Below are 16096 nucleotides of genomic sequence, written 5' to 3'. Positions count from 1 at the left end.
TTTAAAGGACACAGACATGAGCTTACTCAACGTCCCAGCGGGTAAAGAACTGCCGGAAGACATCTATGTAGTTATCGAAATCCCGGCGAACGCTGATCCTATCAAATACGAAATCGACAAAGACACCGGCGCACTGTTCGTTGACCGTTTCATGTCTACCGCGATGTTCTACCCGTGCAACTACGGTTACATCAACCACACCCTGTCTCTGGACGGTGACCCGGTAGACGTGCTGGTCCCGACGCCGTACCCACTGCAGCCAGGCTCCGTGATCCGCTGCCGTCCGGTTGGCGTACTGAAAATGACCGACGAAGCCGGTGAAGATGCGAAGCTGGTTGCGGTTCCGCACACCAAGCTGAGCAAAGAGTACGATCACATCAAAGATGTGAACGACCTGCCAGAACTGCTGAAAGCACAGATCGCCCACTTCTTCGAGCACTACAAAGATCTCGAGAAAGGCAAATGGGTGAAAGTGGAAGGCTGGGACAACGCAGAAGCCGCTAAAGCTGAAATCGTTGCCTCCTTCGAGCGCGCTAAGAAGTAATTCTTAACGCATGAAAAGCCCCGACGCGTCGGGGCTTTTTTGTGCCCGTCAATTGTCACGAAACTGTCACACAGCTGTTTTCTCCTGATGTATTAGTTAGATAGCGTATTTCCCCTGCCTTACCCCCCTTTGGCTCGCTTAAAGTCTGCCTGCCGTCGGTCGATACCTTCGTTACGTGATCACGATCGCTTTATTTCACCAGGGAAATACCTGCTACAGATGAAACTCAACACCCTTACCATTGGTCAGCGGCTGGGGCTGCTGGCCGCACTGCTGCTGCTCGCAACGCTCTTTACCGGCCTGCGCGGGCTGGCGATTAACAACAACAGCCTGACGCAGCAGGAACAGATTATGACGATGGAGCAGTCCATCACCGAAAGCATCGACACCGCGCGCAGCGCCCAGGTACAGTTCAAAATCCAGGTTCAGGAGTGGAAGAACACGCTGCTGCGCGGAGCCCAGGGACAGGAAGCCTTCGATAAATACAAAAGCGCGTTTAGCCGCGAGAGCCAGGCCACCCAGGCGCTGCTCACTCACCTGAGCGAACTGCTGCCCAAAATCGGCATGGACAACCGCGAGGTGCTGGCAACCCGTGAGATCCATGCCGGGCTGGAGCAACAGTATCTGAAGGCGCTGGCAGATTATCAGGTTGGGGATGTGGCCAGCGCCCAGCGGGTGGATAAGCAGGTCACCGGCATCGACCGCGAACCCACGAAGATGATCGATGAGGTGGTGGCAAAAACGCTGCAGCATGCAAAAGCGCTCCACCAGCAGATCGCTGAACAGAATCAGGCGCGCTGGCAGCAGACCCACTGGATGCTGGTGCTGACGATGACGTTAACGCTTGGCGCCGGGATGCTGGTGACCTGGTGGTTAATTCGCAGCATCACCCGGCCGCTGGCCCAGGCCGTCAGCATCGCCCGTACCGTGGCCGCAGGGGATTTACAGTCCCGCTTTACGGTCGCCGGACGCGATGAGACAGCCGAGCTGATGCAGGCTCTGCAGGAGATGAACGTCAACCTGACCCGCATCGTCTCCGGCGTGCGTAGCGGAACGGAGACCATCGCCACCGCCTCGGCGCAGATCGCCAGCGGGAGCCATGAGCTCTCGTCCCGAAACGAAGCCCAGGCCAGCGCCCTGGAGCAGACCGCGGCGTCAATGGAAGAGCTGACCTCGGTAGTAAAAAGCAACGCTGAGCATTCACGTACAGCCAGCGATCTTGCCCGCAATGCTCGTCAGGTGGCGCGCCAGGGGGAGGAAGCGGTGGATCGTGCCATGCAGACCATGAATGAAATCCATAACTTCTCTAGCGAAATCAACAGTATTATCAGCATGATCGACAGCATTGCCTTCCAGACGAATATTCTCGCCCTGAACGCCGCGGTTGAAGCCGCCCGGGCGGGAACCGAAGGCCGCGGATTCGCGGTGGTGGCAGCGGAAGTCCGCGCCCTTGCCCAGCGTTCCGCCTCTGCCGCCAAAGAGATCCGGGTCCTGATCGATCGCTCCGTTAACCGCATCGATGAAGGTAACGGTCAGGTCAAAGAGGCAGGCGCGGCTATGGCAGATATCCTGCACAGCGTCAGCAAGGTGAGTGAACTGATTGAGGCGATTTCGTTAGCCAGCCACGAGCAGAGCACCGGTATCGATCAGGTGAACGTAGCCGTCACCCATATGGACGCCGCCACCCAGCAAAATGCGACGCTTTCGCAGGAATCATCCGCCGCCGCACAGGCGATGCATCGCCAGGCAGAACAGTTGCTGGAAACGGTGCAGATTTTCAAGCTGCGCCAGGAAGGGGTATAAAAAAACAACGCCACCCGAAGGTGGCGTTATTCATATCAGTACTGGTCTCTGTCTAACCAGTTACCGCTTTCAATCAGCGTCAGACCCTCGACCGAACGTTGGTACACGTACATCCATGCACTGCCGTAAGGCGTCTGGATCAACTGGCGAGCATATTCCCCGCCTCTTGTGCGCAAGGCATCAAGTTCGGCAAGCGTGGCATTATCAATACGATAAACCTCACCCTGTACTGCTCCTTTCCCCGGAACGGCGCCTGGATAGTGGCCCAGGCTGTACAACTGGTAGTTCTCGATACTGTAATCCCCCAGCAACTGGGCGTTAGTCATCCAGTGGCTGTTACCTTGCTTCGTTCTTAAACTGCCGTAGACAAATATTCGCATTGCTAAAACTCAAACTGATAGAGCAAATCGAGTGCCTGGTCTACGCCAGACACGGCTTCCAGATATAGCTTAGGCATCAGGCGATAGCGTAACGTGAGCGTCGCCAGTGAGTCAAAGATCCCCACACCATATTTCACCTGCAGACCCGGCAGTACATAGCCGCTGACCACCACCTGAGAGGAGTCACCGACCCCCTGGGTGTCCAGCGCCAGATTGCTTACGCCAAACGTCTCGCCGATTTTACCCACAACCTGACCACTTTGTGCAACCCCCAGACCGACTAACATTGAGGTCATCGCCGCGCTGTCGCTCTGATTGCTGTCCAGCCCTTGTCCGCGCAGCAGGTAGGAGAGCGCTTCCTGCTGGGACATGGCCGGGTCGGAGAAGATTTCTGCTTTCGGTTCATCCGCGGTACCCGTTACGCGCACCCCGGCAATCACGTCATCTTCTGTGGCTTCCGGGTTACGGATCGCTTCGATATTCAGCAGCGGCTGATCCGGCGGACCGGAGAACAGCAACTCACCTTTACGCACCATCAAATCCTGACCGTAGGCGTGGAAACGCCCTTCCGGAATATTGATCTGCCCGTTCAGGCCCAGGCCCTGTTTATCCTGCGCGACTTTCAGATCGCCGGTCAGTCTGGCCTTCAGCCCAAAGGCATCCAGGCGTACGTTGTTGCCCACGTGCACGATCAGATTGCTGTTGATTGGGATAGAGGCGCTCTGTGGCTCCTCCGGCTGCAGGTTGTTGTTGAGCATCACCTCATCGCTGGAGACGCCCACCGCGCTTTCCGGCAGCTCATGCACCACGATACGGGCCCAGGGAACATCGACGCGGCCATCGAGGGTGAACAGCTGCGGCGTGGCTTCAAAGACCACATCCGGCGAGACGTCTAAACGCACCATCGGCGGCACGGTGATCCGCACCTTACTGCCTTTAGCCGCCACGCGCGCGCGCCAGTTATCAAGCTGGCTCCAGTCCGCATCGCCGCTGAGGTTGATCTGCCCCTGCTGCGTGCGCACGGTCCCTGTAAGCGTCGAACTCATGCCGTTGAAGTTCATCGCCAGCTGGCTCGGCAGCATATCGAACGGCATAAAGTTACCGTCGATATCCACCCCGTTCAGTTGCATCTGGCCGAACAGCTGCGGGCTTTGGGCGCTGCCCGCCAGCCGCAGGTTAGCGTTCAGCATGCCTGCCGCCTTCTCGCCGCGGGAGAAGATGGCATTCGCCATCGCCAGGTTGAGGTTGCGGATATTGACATTGCCGCCGAGATTGCGCTGGCCCTGCGGATCGGTCACCTGAATCTGGCCATCTAACTGACCATTATTGGCGAGGCGGATCAGCCAGCCCAGCTCGGCGCGGTTATTATGCAGATCGGCGGTGAGATTCAGGGTGGTGAACGCCAGCGGCAGCGGGGCGTCATTCACCACCTGGGTCACCTTCACGTTACGTCCGGCCAGGGTGACGTTACCCTCCGGCAGCCCGGGTTTGGTGGCATCCCAGGAGACATCCGCCTTGCCGCTGAAGATGCCGCTGGCCTGGGTGGTGTCCGGCATAAACGGCTTGAGCATCGCCAGATCGAAGCGGTTGAGATTAACGACCGCCCGCCCTTCAGCGCCCGCATCAATGGTCTGGGGCACGCACAGCTCGGCGTTCGGGTTGGTCCAGCAGTGCGGTCCGATACTGATTTTCTGCTCCGCGTTGCGGTAATCCAGAGCAATGGAGCGGGTTAACGACCACGGCCCCACCGGGGTGGCGAAGCGGGTGTTATCCAGGGTGCCTTTCCAGCGGGTCTCTTCGCGGTCAAAACTGCCCGCCAGATGGAGCTGGCCGGAGACCGGCTCACCCTGAATACGCAGCTGAAGGTCGTGCTGCTTTTCGCTGCCTTTCGCTTCCAGGGTCACCTGATTGAGGTTGAGACCCGGCTGGGAGATGCGATCGACCCGCAGGTTCAGGTGCCCCGCAATCTGATCGGTGGATTTCACGTCGCCGTCCACCCGCACGCGGGCGATGGTGAGCTCCTGCCAGCGCAGGCCGTTGGCGGTGATATCCGCCAGCAGCTGCGGCGCTTCGACGGTGCCGCGCACCTTAACCAGCCCTTTCGCGGTTCCGCCCAGCCCCGGCAGGGCATTGTCGAGATTCGGCGCGTCGATGGTGGCATCCAGATCGAGATCTTTCACCCCCAGCTCGCCCTTGATATCGGCGGTATTACGGCCCAGCGCCACGTGCAGGCCCGGGATAACCCATTGCAGGTAGCTGTTGCCCTTCAGCGAGCCGCTCACGTCCACTTTATTCTGCTTCACGTTGCCGGTGATTTTCAGCGCCGGCACCTCCATCTGCCAGCTGCCGCCGTACAGACTGCCGCGCGTTTTAATCAGACCGTCGAGCTTCGAGGGCCAGTCCGGTACCTCTCTGGCGGTGTTGATCCCGGTGAGTTTCAGCTCCCCGCGCCAGCTGATCGCCTTCTGCCAGTCGAGCAGCGCCGTCAGCTCGGTTTTGCCCTCCAGCGCCGCGACCGTCAGCTTATCAAGGTTGATCTGCTGTTCGTTGCCCTTCGCGTCCAGCGTGATGTCCGCAGGCGGCAGCCCCTCCCCTTTCACCGCCGTGCGGAACGACAGGGTGTAGTCGGTCATCTTGCCGGTGAGCTTCAGCTTCACGTCATCGGCCTGGTACTGTTTCTCTCCGGTAAAGGGCCAGTACAGCTGTTCGCTCACCACCTCAAGATTGAGCGGCAGGCCTGCCTCTGCAAGCCGCGTCTGGCCGCGCAACACCACGTCCACCGGGCCGGAGAGATTAACGCCAAACTCCAGCTGCTCGCGCAGGGCGCCACCCACCTTCAGCTTCACCTTCTCGCCTTTGATCGGGTCGATGTTCAAAGTGCTGTTGAGGGTGATATTCACCGGCCAGTTATCCTGCAACAGCGCATTACCGGTGGCGTTGACGCTGCCCTGGTTGGTATCGATATCCAGCGCGTCGAGCTTCATGTTGCCGTCGATGCTGCTCACTTTCAGCAGCAGGTTAAAGACCGTCAGATCGGTATCGCCGGTCAGGCGCAGCTGCTCGCCCTTAAACTCTTCGATATTAAGGTTCAGCGGCAGATGTACGTCGGTCATCTCCGGCAGCACTGGTTTCGAGAAAAGATCCTTCAGGGTTTCACCCAACGGTTTTTCTTCCGGCTGCGGGTTCTGAATTTTGGGCTCGACGATCTCTTCCTGCGCCACTTCCGCCACTTTTGGCAGGGCAATCAGCAGCCCCTGCAGGCTGGTCGGGGTTAAGGTCAGGTTTTTCTCCTGCCAGCGCAGGCCGGAGGTGAAATCCATCACCGACACGGTGGTGTCGTCGATTTTGACGTTGACGTTATTCAGCGCCACCCGGTAGAGGGCTATAGGGTATGGCGTGGAAAGATCCAGCGGCCCGCTCTCCTCTTCTGCGACCGGTTCCGACTGCGGCATTTTTTTGGAATCTATCGTCACGAAGACATCTTTTAACGACAGATCGTTAATGCAAAGGCTGCTGTCACGCAGGCAGCCGAGCTTGACCGCAAGATGCAGATCCCCGGCGTTGACCGCTACGCCAGGCTGGTCGTAGCGGACGTTTTTCAGATGCAAGTCGCGCCAGCCGCCGGTGACCTGGCCAATTTCCAGCCCCGGAACCCAGCGGTCTGCCGCCTTAAACAGCAGATGCAGCCCGCTGGTGGTCCCCACCAGAAAGGCAACGGTGCCCAGCAGCAGCAGGATAAATACCAGTACGCCGAGGCTGATTTTCTTCCATAAACTCATAATTCAGGCCCCAGACCGATGTAAAACTGCAAACCGTGTTCATCTTTGTCGCCTACCGGCACGGCGAAATCGAGCTTGATCGGCCCGACCGGTGACTCCCAGCGCACCCCGACGCCTGCGCCGGTTTTAAAGTCGCTACGGCGGATGTCGCTTACCGCTTCCCCGCTGTCGATAAAGGTCGCCCCCCACCATTTCCCGGTGACGTTGTACTGATATTCCAGCGAGCCGGTGGCCAGCTTCGAGGCTCCGATCAGCTTACCGTCGTCATCTTTAGGCGCGATGGATTTGTATTTATAGCCACGAATGCTGCGATCGCCCCCGGCGAAGAAGCGCAGATCCGGCGGCACTTTTTCAAAATCGCCGGTTTCAATCCAGCCCAGATTGCCGCGCACCACAAAGCGATGGCGGTCATAGAAGGTGCGGATCCAGACGTTCTGCGCCTGAACCACGGAGAAATCCACATCCGAGCCCCAGGCAGTATTGGAATAGTCGATGGAATAGCGCTGGGAATCTCCCCAGTCCGGCATCAACCCGCCGCGGGAACGGGTCCGGCTGATCATCACCCCCGGATAGAACAGCATAGTGGTATTGGTGACATTGGCCTGGGTAAAGTGGTCGAGGCTCCAGCGCAGGTTAATGGCGCGCTGCCAGCCGCTTGAGAGATCCCAGTAGCGTGATACGGCGAGGGTGGTGGAATCCGCTTCGGTATCGTTCAGATCGGTGCGTTTAAAGCCCCCCTGCACCAGGTAATACTGCTCAAGCGGATTCTTCAGCAGCGGCATTTTATAGCTGAAATCGAGCTGCTGCTCAGGGGCAGAGAGACTGACGTTGGAGGTCAGGCTGTGGCCGTAAGAGTTCATCCACGGTTTTTTCCACGTCGCTTTTACCCGCGGGCCGACGTCGGTGGAGTAGCCTACCCCGGTCTCAATGGTGTTCTCGGTACGGGGCGATACCACGCCGTGCAGCGGCAGCACTTTTGTCTGTCGCGCTTGATCAAACTCCGGCGCCACCACCACCGAGTTAAACCAGCCGGTGGCAGACAGGCGGCGGTTAAGCTCGGCCAGATCTTTCGACTGGTAATAGTCGCCCTCTTTAAAGGGGATCAGGTTCTGCAGGTATTCGTCACGGATCTGCGAGCCTTCAAAGGTGACGGCACCAAAGCGGTAGCGTTCGCCGCTATCGTAGTCGATATCCCAGAAAGCCTGGTGCCTGTCGAGGGCGATACCCAGCTGGTTTTTATTGAACTGACTGTCGAAATAGCCCTTGTGCAGCGCAACTTTGGTCAGATCTTTTTTAAAGCCATCATAGTCGCTGTGATTCAGCACGGTGCCGATTTTTGGCCGCGTATTCAGCAGTTCAAGGTAGTCATTATCCGTGCGCGCGCCGCCGCGCAGCACCACGTCCGTACCGCCGATGAGCACGGGCACCCCGGGCTTGACGCGGGCGATCAATACCTGCCGTCCTTTAGCCGGAGGCGGACGCAAATCGAAGTCGATGGTCGGTTCGTAGTAGCCGAGCGCTTTTAAACCGCCGCGGATGGCGTCGTCCACGCGAGCGCGAAAGCGACGGTCTGGCGTGACCTCATCGCTCTGGATCGTAGAGAGCTGTGCGCGTACGTTTTTTTCCAGCGCCCCGGATAGCCCCTCAACCTGCAAACGAACATTCGCCGCGCTGGCGACTCCGCTTGTCAGCAAGACACTGACTAAACATAACTGGCGGATTTTTGGCACGTTTTCTCCTGAATATCCTTGTTTCCACCCCTGGAAGCATATGAAGTGCCGCTCCGCAGCAAATCACGGCAAAAGCCCAAAACCCGTTTGACGGGTTGAAAAATGGTTAAACGACCTAATATTTCTTATGTTTAAATCTAGACTCATTCACCGCATTTATTGTGTTCAATTAAACGCGTCGTGACAACCTTAACCCAAACATCACCTACCCGGAGGCCACACCGTGAGTTTATTTGATAAAAAACACCTTGTTGCTCAGGCGGATGCATTACCGGGACGTAACACCCCTATGCCAGTCGCCACCCTGCACGCGGTTAACAACCACTCCATGACCAACGTCCCGGACGGTATGGCGGTGGCCCTGTTCGCGATGGGCTGCTTCTGGGGCGTAGAGCGCCTGTTCTGGCAGCTGCCGGGCGTCTACAGCACCGCGGCAGGCTACACCGGCGGCTATACCCCTAACCCCACCTACCGTGAAGTCTGCTCCGGTGAAACCGGCCATGCCGAAGCGGTACGCATAGTGTATGACCCGAAGATTATCAGCTACGAACAGCTGCTGCAGGTGTTCTGGGAAAACCATGACCCGGCGCAGGGTATGCGTCAGGGCAATGACCACGGTACCCAGTACCGCTCGGCGATCTATCCGCTCACGCCGGAACAGGACGCTGCGGCCCGTGACAGCCTGGCGCGCTTCCAGCAGGCGATGCATGCCGCTGGCGACGAACGCCCTGTGACCACCGAAATCACCAGCGCCTTACCCTTCTATTACGCGGAAGATGACCACCAGCAGTACCTGCATAAAAATCCGTACGGCTACTGCGGTATCGGCGGCATCGGCGTCTGCCTGCCTCCACAGCTGGCATAACAGTAAGCCGGTTTTGCCTTTTTATGTGCAAAACCGGCTCAAAAAGTGATCTCTGGCGGCTTTACAGTCATTTACGCTATACTAGCCGCTGAAATAACCGGCCTACCGCTTCGGACCGGTGTTCAAAATCTCTACACACCTGTATGACCAACTTCCCTCCGAGGATCTGGCGAGAAGCCGGATAAGATATGTTAAACAGTATTTTAGTAATACTTTGTCTCATCGCTGTCAGTGCATTTTTCTCAATTTCAGAAATCTCTCTGGCCGCCTCACGTAAAATCAAACTTAAACTGCTCGCCGATGATGGCGATCTTAATGCACAACGCGTCCTGAAAATGCAGGAAAACCCGGGAATGTTCTTCACCGTGGTGCAAATCGGCCTCAATGCGGTCGCCATTCTTGGCGGTATCGTGGGTGATGCCGCCTTCTCGCCCGTCTTTCACAGCCTCTTCTCAAGATACTTCTCCCCTGAGCTTTCCGAGCAGCTGAGCTTTATTCTCTCCTTCTCGCTGGTGACGGGCCTGTTTATTCTGTTTGCCGATTTGACCCCGAAACGCATCGGTATGATTGCGCCAGAAGCCGTGGCTTTGCGCATCATCAACCCGATGCGCTTCTGTCTCTTCGTGTTCCGCCCGCTGGTGTGGTTCTTTAACGGGCTGGCTAATACCATTTTCCGCCTGTTTAAGCTGCCAATGGTGCGCAAAGATGACATCACCTCTGATGATGTCTACGCGGTGTTCGAAGCCGGTGCGCTGGCGGGGGTACTGCGTAAACAGGAGCATGAGCTGATCGAGAACGTATTTGAGCTGGAATCCCGTACCGTGCCGTCATCCATGACGGGGCGTGAGAACGTGATCTGGTTCGATCTGCACGAAGACGAGCAGAGCCTTAAGACCAAGGTGGCGGAACATCCGCACTCCAAATTCCTGGTCTGTAATGAAGATATCGATCATATCATCGGCTATGTTGACTCCAAAGACCTGCTGAACCGCGTGCTGGCGAACCAGAGCCTGACGCTGAACAGCGGCGTGCAGATCCGCAATACGCTGATTGTCCCGGACACCCTGACGCTCTCCGAAGCGCTGGAAAGTTTCAAAACTGCCGGAGAAGACTTTGCGGTGATCATGAACGAGTACGCGCTGGTGGTGGGTATTATCACTCTGAACGACGTGATGACCACCCTGATGGGCGATCTGGTGGGCCAGGGTCTGGAAGAGCAGATTGTGGCGCGCGATGAGAACTCGTGGCTGGTGGATGGCGGTACGCCCATCGACGACGTTATGCGCGTGCTGGACATTGACGAGTTCCCACAGTCGGGCAACTACGAGACCATTGGCGGCTTTATGATGTTTATGCTGCGTAAGATCCCGAAACGCACCGACTCGGTGAAGTTTTCCGGCTATAAGTTCGAGGTGGTGGATATCGACAACTACCGCATCGATCAGCTGCTGGTGACGCGTATCGACAACAAACCGACGGTGTTAGTGCCAAAACTGCCGGACGCCGAAGAGAACGCCTCGGCCTAAGCCAGAAACATCAACGGCTCCCATCGGGAGCCGTTTTTTTTACTGCATAGCACGTTGGTTAAGCCATCTCAGTTTGCAGACGCATAACCTGACGGTTGACTTCGGACATCACAGACAAGTGCTGCTTATCCTTCACTTTCGGGATAAGGATCTTGCCCTTATCAAATTCAAAAGCGCCAACATCCTTGATATACAACCGTCCACGGAACAGGATTTTTACGTATTTCGCTACCTGAAGCGGATTGTAGCGTTGGAAAATTTTCATTCTATTATCTCCTGCGAATCATACGCTCTTGCGGCACCACAATCGGGCCGACCCTCTGGAGCGCAAATTTATTGCCCAATGACTATAGTCCAGAAAAACAGTGATACCCAGTGTGCATAAGTTTATTTACCTTTTGATGACAAATAATCAGAATATTCTTTGCAATGGTAACTAACGGGCAGTATATGCCATCGTTTTTGCGCAGTTATGTGCGTTCCCCCGCAATCTGGCACCGGGATTGCGGGTAAACCGCCGCAATCGCACTTATGATTAAAACGTCAGACCAAGTGGTCGGATCACCTGCTAAAAACAAGGAAAACACCATGACCTTACGTACCATTCTGGCAACGGCCTGCCTGATACTGCCATTGATGGCTTCCGCACAAAATTTTGAGAAAGGACAACGTGTGCCGCCGGTGGGCATTGCCGACCGGGGAGAATTGATCCTCGACAATAATGAGTTTAGCTACAAAACCTGGAATAGCGCGCAGCTTCCTGGGAAAGTGCGAGTGGTGCTACATATTGCCGGTCGCACCTCGGCAAAAGAGAAAAACGCAACCCTGATTGAAGCGATCAAATCGGCACATTTACCAAAAGATACTTATCAGACCACTACCGTGGTGAACACCGATGATGCGATACCGGGCTCGGGAATGTTCGTGCGCAGCAGCCTGGAGAGCAATAAAAAGCTCTATCCGTGGTCACAGTTCATCGTCGACAGCAACGGCGCGGCGCGTGGTGCCTGGCAGCTGAAAGAAGAGAGTTCTGCGGTCGTCGTACTGGATAAAGACGGTAAAGTGCAGTGGGCGAAAGACGGCGCGCTGACCCAGGAAGAGGTGCAGCAGGTGGTTGCCCTGCTGCACAAGCTGCTCGGTCAGTAAAGCGAGACCCGGAAGCCCGGATTAAGGAAGGATTCACGCGGGGTGTAGTCGAGCGGCTTGCCCTGCCAGTCGTGAACATGAGCCCCGGCCGCGGCGGCAACGGCATGGCCCGCCGCTGTATCCCAGACGTTGGTCGGCCCAAAACGGGGATAGAGCTGCGCCTGCCCTTCTGCTACCAGACAGAACTTCAGCGATGAACCGATCGACGTCGTCTGGTGTTCACCCAGCTGATGCAGATACTCTTCAAGTTCGTTATCCGAGTGTGAGCGGCTGATCACCACCAGCGGCGGCCGGGCGTCACGCACCTGAATCTGCTTACGCACCCCACACTCCTCTTTCCAGGCTTTCCCTTCGGCGGCGCTGTACATCACCTTCAGTACCGGGGCATACACCACGCCCAGCACCGCTTTGCCTTTATCAATCAGGGCAATATTCACCGTGAATTCACCGTTACGTTTGATGAACTCTTTGGTGCCGTCCAGCGGGTCAACCAGCCAGTAACGCTGCCAGTGCTGACGCGCGTCCCAGGGCTGCGGATCTTCTTCGGAAAGCACCGGGATATCGGGCGTCAACGCCTGTAAGCCCCGCAGGATTACCCCGTGTGCCGCGAGATCGGCTGCGGTCACCGGGGAGTCGTCAATTTTACGGATCGTGTCCATTGGGATCTTGCCATCGTAGACCTGCATAATGGCCTCGCCCGCTTCCCGTGCGAGCTGACAAATTTTATCTAACATTCTCCACCTCTTTGTTATCACAGTGGGTATAACTCGTTGTTTTATTTATATCGCATTGTGAATAAATCCGCTATCTGTGAAGCAATTCCGGTTTCAGGGCACCTTTTTCTGGCAGGATTCACAATTCTGTAAGCAAAAAAATATAGATACATATTCTTTTGTGGTCTGGATCGAATAAAAGGACTCCTCTGATGATTAAGTTTAGCGCAACGCTCCTGGCGACGCTGATTGCGGCGAGCGTGCAGGCAGCAACGGTAGATCTCCGTATTCTGGAAACGACCGACCTGCACAGCAATATGATGGACTTCGACTACTACAAAGACGCCCCAACGGAAAAATTTGGTCTGGTACGCACCGCAAGCCTGATTCATGCTGCCCGTAGCGAAGTGAAAAACAGCGTGCTGGTCGATAACGGCGACTTAATTCAGGGTAGTCCGCTTGGCGATTATATGGCGGCGAAGGGTCTGAAAAAGGGCGATGTGCACCCGGTTTACAAAGCGCTGAACACGCTGGATTACGCGGTGGGCAACCTGGGGAACCACGAATTTAACTACGGGCTGGACTATCTGCATATGGCGCTGTCAGGGGCCAAATTCCCGTACGTTAACGCCAACATCATCGACGTTAAGACCCAAAAGCCGCTGTTTACCCCCTACCTGATTAAAGAGACGTCGGTGGTGGATCAGGACGGGAAACCGCAGACCCTGAAGATCGGCTATATCGGTTTTGTGCCGCCGCAGATCATGACCTGGGATAAGGCCAACCTGAGCGGGAAAGTGACGGTCAACGACATTACCGAAACCGCACGCAAGTATGTGCCGGAGATGCGCGCAAACGGTGCCGATCTGGTGGTGGTAGTGGCCCATTCGGGCCTCTCTGCCGACCCTTACCAGGCCATGGCTGAAAATTCGGTCTACTACCTCAGCGAAGTAAAAGGGGTGGATGCCATTCTCTTCGGCCACGCTCATGCGGTATTCCCGGGCAAAGATTTTGCCAGCATTAAAGGGGTCGATATTGCTAAAGGAACCCTGAACGGCGTGCCCGCAGTGATGCCGGGCATGTGGGGCGATCACCTCGGGGTGGTTGATCTGGTACTGAATAATGACGGCGGCAAATGGCAGGTCACGCAATCGAAGGCCGAAGCCCGACCGATTTACGATCTGGCGGCCAAAAAAGCGCTGGTGGGCGAGGATAAAAACATCGTCGGGGTGCTGAAGCACGATCACGACGCCACCCGCGAGTTCGTCAGCAAACCGATCGGTAAATCCGCCGACAACATGTACAGCTACCTGTCGCTGGTGCAGGACGATCCTACCGTGCAGGTGGTCAATATGGCGCAAAAAGCCTACGTGGAGCGCTATATTCAGGGCGACCCGGACCTGGCGAAACTGCCGGTGCTCTCTGCCGCCGCGCCGTTTAAAGTGGGGGGGCGTAAAAACGATCCGGCCAGCTACGTCGAAGTGGAAAAAGGCCAGCTGACCTTCCGCAACGCCGCCGATCTCTATCTCTATCCGAACACCCTGGTGGTGGTGAAAGCCACGGGTCAGGAGGTGAAAGAGTGGCTGGAGTGTTCAGCCGGACAGTTCAACCAGATCGACCCGACCAGCGCCAGACCGCAATCGCTGATTAACTGGGACGGTTTCCGCACCTATAACTTCGACGTGATCGACGGGGTGGAATACCAGATTGACGTCTCGCAGCCGGCGAAATATGACGGCGAATGCCAGGTGGTGAATGCAGAGGCGGAGCGCATTAAAAACCTGACCTTTAACGGGAAGCCGATTGATCCGAAAGCGACATTCCTGGTCGCGACCAATAACTATCGCGCCTACGGCGGAAAGTTTGCCGGGACCGGCGACAGCCATATCGCCTTCGCCTCACCGGATGAGAACCGCTCGGTGCTGGCGGCGTGGATTGGCGAGCAGTCGAAGAAGAGCGGCGAAATCCATCCGGCAGCGGACAACAACTGGCGTCTGGCCCCCATCCACAGCGATGTGAAGCTGGATATTCGCTTTGAGACCGCGCCATCGGAAAAAGCGGCGGCGTTTATTAAAGAGAAAGCACGGTACCCGATGCAGCAGGTCGCCACCGATGAGATCGGCTTTGCGATTTATCAGGTGGATTTAAGCAGGTAAAAGCACGCTGTCGTTTTTAGTGTTTGTACCCTCTCCCTGTGGGAGAGGGTCAGGGTGAGGGCATCAGGCCGCAGAGTCTCCCCTGTTGCTCATCACCTGCGGCAAATTCAGCTCGATCCAGTCGGCCAGCGCCGCCACCTTCTCGCTCACCTCTTCCCCCAGTGGCGTCAGGCTGTACTCCACGTGCGGAGGCACCACCGGATACGACACCCGATTGATAAAACCATCCTGCTCCAGCGCCTGCAGCGACTGGGCGAGCATCTTCTCGCTGACCCCGCCCATCTTGCGCCGCAGATCGCTGAAGCGATGCGTTCCCTGACGTAGCGCCACCAGAATCAGCACGCCCCAGCGGCTGGTCACATGCTTGAGTACATCCCGGGAAGGGCACTGCTCGGCGAAAAGATTGCCGTCGCGCAGCTGCTCGCTGAGGGTTGGGCTGGTCATTTCATACTTACCTTTTTGTACGTACTTACTAAAAGTTAGCTTGAGTGATAGTGTGCCACAACAGTCACCCGATACGAAGGATATTCATCATGATCGCAATCACCGGCGCGACCGGCCAGCTTGGCCAACTCGTTATTGAACAGCTGCTGAAAACCGTTCCGGCCAGTCAGCTGGTCGCCATAGTCCGTAACCCGTCAAAGGCTGAGGCACTGAGCCAGCGGGGCGTGAGCGTCCGTCAGGCCGACTATACCGACCAGGCGGCCTTCACTACCGCGCTTGCGGGCGTGGACAAACTGCTGCTGATCTCCTCCAGCGAAGTGGGTCAGCGCGCGCCGCAGCACCAGAACGTCATTAACGCCGCAAAGGCGGCCGGGGTGAAATTTATCGCCTATACCAGCCTGCTGCACGCCGACACCTCGCCGCTGGGCCTGCACGTGGAGCACGTCGCCACCGAAAGTGCGCTGGCCGCATCGGGCATTCCTTACGCCCTGCTGCGTAACGGCTGGTACACCGAAAACTATCTTGCCAGCGTCCCGCCTGCGCTGGAACACGGCGTGTTTATTGGTGCCGCCGGCGAAGGCAAAATCGCCTCCGCCACCCGGGCTGACTATGCCGCCGCCGCCGCCCGCGTCATCAGCGAAGAGGGGCATGCCGGTAAAGTATATGAGCTGGCAGGCGACCATGCGTGGACATTAGGACAACTGGCAGCCGAACTCAGCCGCCAGAGCGGTAAAAACGTGGTCTATCAGAATCTGAGCGAAGCCGATTTTGCCGCCGCGCTGAAGGGGGCTGGTTTACCAGCGGGTCTGGCAGATATGCTGGCTGACTCCGACACTGGCGCCTCGAAAGGGGGTCTGTTTGATGACAACCGCGCCCTGAGCGCGCTGCTGGGCCGCCCGACGACTTCACTTGCAGAGAGCGTGAAGCGCATCCTGTAATTGTTAAAATGTGGTTAATTAATGTGGCATCCCCGCGGGTCATCTCTGATAATGACACTCTGACCCGCGAGG

General features: G+C 56.9%; 13 protein-coding genes. 7 read left to right on the top strand and 6 right to left on the bottom strand.

Annotated features, from left to right (window positions below; all coding sequences use genetic code 11):
- Positions 1 to 16: 16 nt before the first annotated feature.
- Both ppa and MXM41_RS11945 read left to right on the top strand, forming a co-directional pair.
- Positions 17 to 544, top strand: coding sequence for an inorganic diphosphatase (gene ppa / locus MXM41_RS11950; RefSeq protein ID WP_103178006.1), 528 nt, complete (start codon positions 17 to 19; stop codon positions 542 to 544).
- A 219-nt stretch (positions 545 to 763) separates the two neighbouring features.
- Entirely contained in the window at positions 764 to 2347 is a 1584-nt protein-coding gene (locus MXM41_RS11945; RefSeq protein ID WP_325932142.1) for a methyl-accepting chemotaxis protein, read from the top strand.
- Positions 2348 to 2382: 35 nt separating this feature from the next.
- On the opposite strand, the gene MXM41_RS11940 is transcribed toward MXM41_RS11945, so the two are convergent.
- The 3 genes from MXM41_RS11940 to tamA are packed head-to-tail and all read right to left on the bottom strand — an operon-like array spanning position 2383 to position 8236.
- Entirely contained in the window at positions 2383 to 2727 is a 345-nt protein-coding gene (locus MXM41_RS11940) for a gamma-glutamylcyclotransferase (RefSeq protein WP_325932141.1), read from the bottom strand.
- Between the two features lie 2 nt (positions 2728 to 2729).
- Complete coding sequence (gene tamB / locus MXM41_RS11935; RefSeq protein WP_325932139.1) at positions 2730 to 6506, bottom strand: autotransporter assembly complex protein TamB; 3777 nt, start codon at positions 6504 to 6506, stop codon at positions 2730 to 2732.
- Positions 6503 to 8236: an autotransporter assembly complex protein TamA gene (gene tamA / locus MXM41_RS11930; RefSeq protein WP_325932137.1), complete on the bottom strand. Its 1734-nt coding sequence runs from the start codon at positions 8234 to 8236 to the stop codon at positions 6503 to 6505. Before tamA ends, tamB begins: the two co-directional genes overlap by 4 nt.
- Before the next feature lie 223 nt (positions 8237 to 8459).
- Between tamA and msrA the strand changes: the two genes are divergently transcribed.
- Together msrA and MXM41_RS11920 are read left to right on the top strand one after the other, a co-directional pair.
- Positions 8460 to 9101: a peptide-methionine (S)-S-oxide reductase MsrA gene (gene msrA / locus MXM41_RS11925; RefSeq protein ID WP_325932136.1), complete on the top strand. Its 642-nt coding sequence runs from the start codon at positions 8460 to 8462 to the stop codon at positions 9099 to 9101.
- 188 nt (positions 9102 to 9289) lie between these two features.
- Positions 9290 to 10627 (top strand): hemolysin family protein, encoded by a 1338-nt coding sequence (locus MXM41_RS11920; RefSeq protein ID WP_325932135.1) that lies wholly within the window; start codon positions 9290 to 9292, stop codon positions 10625 to 10627.
- Positions 10628 to 10685: 58 nt separating this feature from the next.
- Here the strand turns inward: MXM41_RS11920 and MXM41_RS11915 are convergent, their stop codons facing one another.
- Positions 10686 to 10892 carry a DUF1107 domain-containing protein gene (locus MXM41_RS11915; RefSeq protein ID WP_003856054.1) on the bottom strand — a complete coding sequence of 69 codons (207 nt, stop codon included), beginning with the start codon at positions 10890 to 10892 and terminating at the stop codon, positions 10686 to 10688.
- A gap of 323 nt (positions 10893 to 11215) precedes the next feature.
- Here MXM41_RS11915 and MXM41_RS11910 point away from each other — a divergent pair, with 323 nt between their 5' ends.
- Positions 11216 to 11773 carry a YtfJ family protein gene (locus tag MXM41_RS11910; protein ID WP_325932134.1) on the top strand — a complete coding sequence of 186 codons (558 nt, stop codon included), beginning with the start codon at positions 11216 to 11218 and terminating at the stop codon, positions 11771 to 11773.
- Here the strand turns inward: MXM41_RS11910 and cysQ are convergent.
- Positions 11767 to 12507, bottom strand: coding sequence for a 3'(2'),5'-bisphosphate nucleotidase CysQ (gene cysQ, locus MXM41_RS11905; RefSeq protein WP_325932133.1), 741 nt, complete (start codon positions 12505 to 12507; stop codon positions 11767 to 11769). The genes MXM41_RS11910 and cysQ overlap by 7 nt on opposite strands.
- Positions 12508 to 12698: 191 nt before the next feature.
- Here cysQ and MXM41_RS11900 point away from each other — a divergent pair, with 191 nt between their 5' ends.
- Positions 12699 to 14642 (top strand): bifunctional 2',3'-cyclic-nucleotide 2'-phosphodiesterase/3'-nucleotidase, encoded by a 1944-nt coding sequence (locus MXM41_RS11900; protein ID WP_325932131.1) that lies wholly within the window; start codon positions 12699 to 12701, stop codon positions 14640 to 14642.
- Positions 14643 to 14705: 63 nt separating this feature from the next.
- On the opposite strand, the gene MXM41_RS11895 is transcribed toward MXM41_RS11900, so the two are convergent.
- Positions 14706 to 15086, bottom strand: coding sequence for a helix-turn-helix domain-containing protein (locus tag MXM41_RS11895; RefSeq protein ID WP_325932130.1), 381 nt, complete (start codon positions 15084 to 15086; stop codon positions 14706 to 14708).
- A gap of 89 nt (positions 15087 to 15175) precedes the next feature.
- On the opposite strand from MXM41_RS11895, the gene MXM41_RS11890 reads away from it, so the two are divergent.
- Complete coding sequence (locus MXM41_RS11890) at positions 15176 to 16024, top strand: SDR family oxidoreductase (RefSeq protein ID WP_325932128.1); 849 nt, start codon at positions 15176 to 15178, stop codon at positions 16022 to 16024.
- The last annotated feature ends 72 nt before the right edge of the window (positions 16025 to 16096 follow it).

Source organism: Leclercia adecarboxylata (assembly GCF_035787115.1).
In the GTDB taxonomy this organism is placed as follows: Bacteria; Pseudomonadota; Gammaproteobacteria; order Enterobacterales; family Enterobacteriaceae; genus Enterobacter; species Enterobacter adecarboxylatus_E.
The sequence above is the reverse complement of the archived record's forward strand: the minus strand, read 5'-3'. Positions and strand labels throughout refer to the sequence as shown.

Bases quoted from the DNA above. Each gene is read 5' to 3' on its own strand.
- ppa (WP_103178006.1), top strand. From the start codon at position 17: ATGAGCTTACTCAACGTCCCAGCGGGTAAAGAACTGCCGGAAGACATC.
- MXM41_RS11945 (WP_325932142.1), top strand. From the start codon at position 764: ATGAAACTCAACACCCTTACCATTGGTCAGCGGCTGGGGCTGCTGGCC.
- MXM41_RS11940 (WP_325932141.1), bottom strand. From the start codon at position 2,727: ATGCGAATATTTGTCTACGGCAGTTTAAGAACGAAGCAAGGTAACAGC.
- tamB (WP_325932139.1), bottom strand. From the start codon at position 6,506: ATGAGTTTATGGAAGAAAATCAGCCTCGGCGTACTGGTATTTATCCTG.
- MXM41_RS11920 (WP_325932135.1), top strand. From the start codon at position 9,290: ATGTTAAACAGTATTTTAGTAATACTTTGTCTCATCGCTGTCAGTGCA.
- MXM41_RS11915 (WP_003856054.1), bottom strand. From the start codon at position 10,892: ATGAAAATTTTCCAACGCTACAATCCGCTTCAGGTAGCGAAATACGTA.
- MXM41_RS11910 (WP_325932134.1), top strand. From the start codon at position 11,216: ATGACCTTACGTACCATTCTGGCAACGGCCTGCCTGATACTGCCATTG.
- cysQ (WP_325932133.1), bottom strand. From the start codon at position 12,507: ATGTTAGATAAAATTTGTCAGCTCGCACGGGAAGCGGGCGAGGCCATT.
- MXM41_RS11900 (WP_325932131.1), top strand. From the start codon at position 12,699: ATGATTAAGTTTAGCGCAACGCTCCTGGCGACGCTGATTGCGGCGAGC.
- MXM41_RS11895 (WP_325932130.1), bottom strand. From the start codon at position 15,086: ATGACCAGCCCAACCCTCAGCGAGCAGCTGCGCGACGGCAATCTTTTC.
- MXM41_RS11890 (WP_325932128.1), top strand. From the start codon at position 15,176: ATGATCGCAATCACCGGCGCGACCGGCCAGCTTGGCCAACTCGTTATT.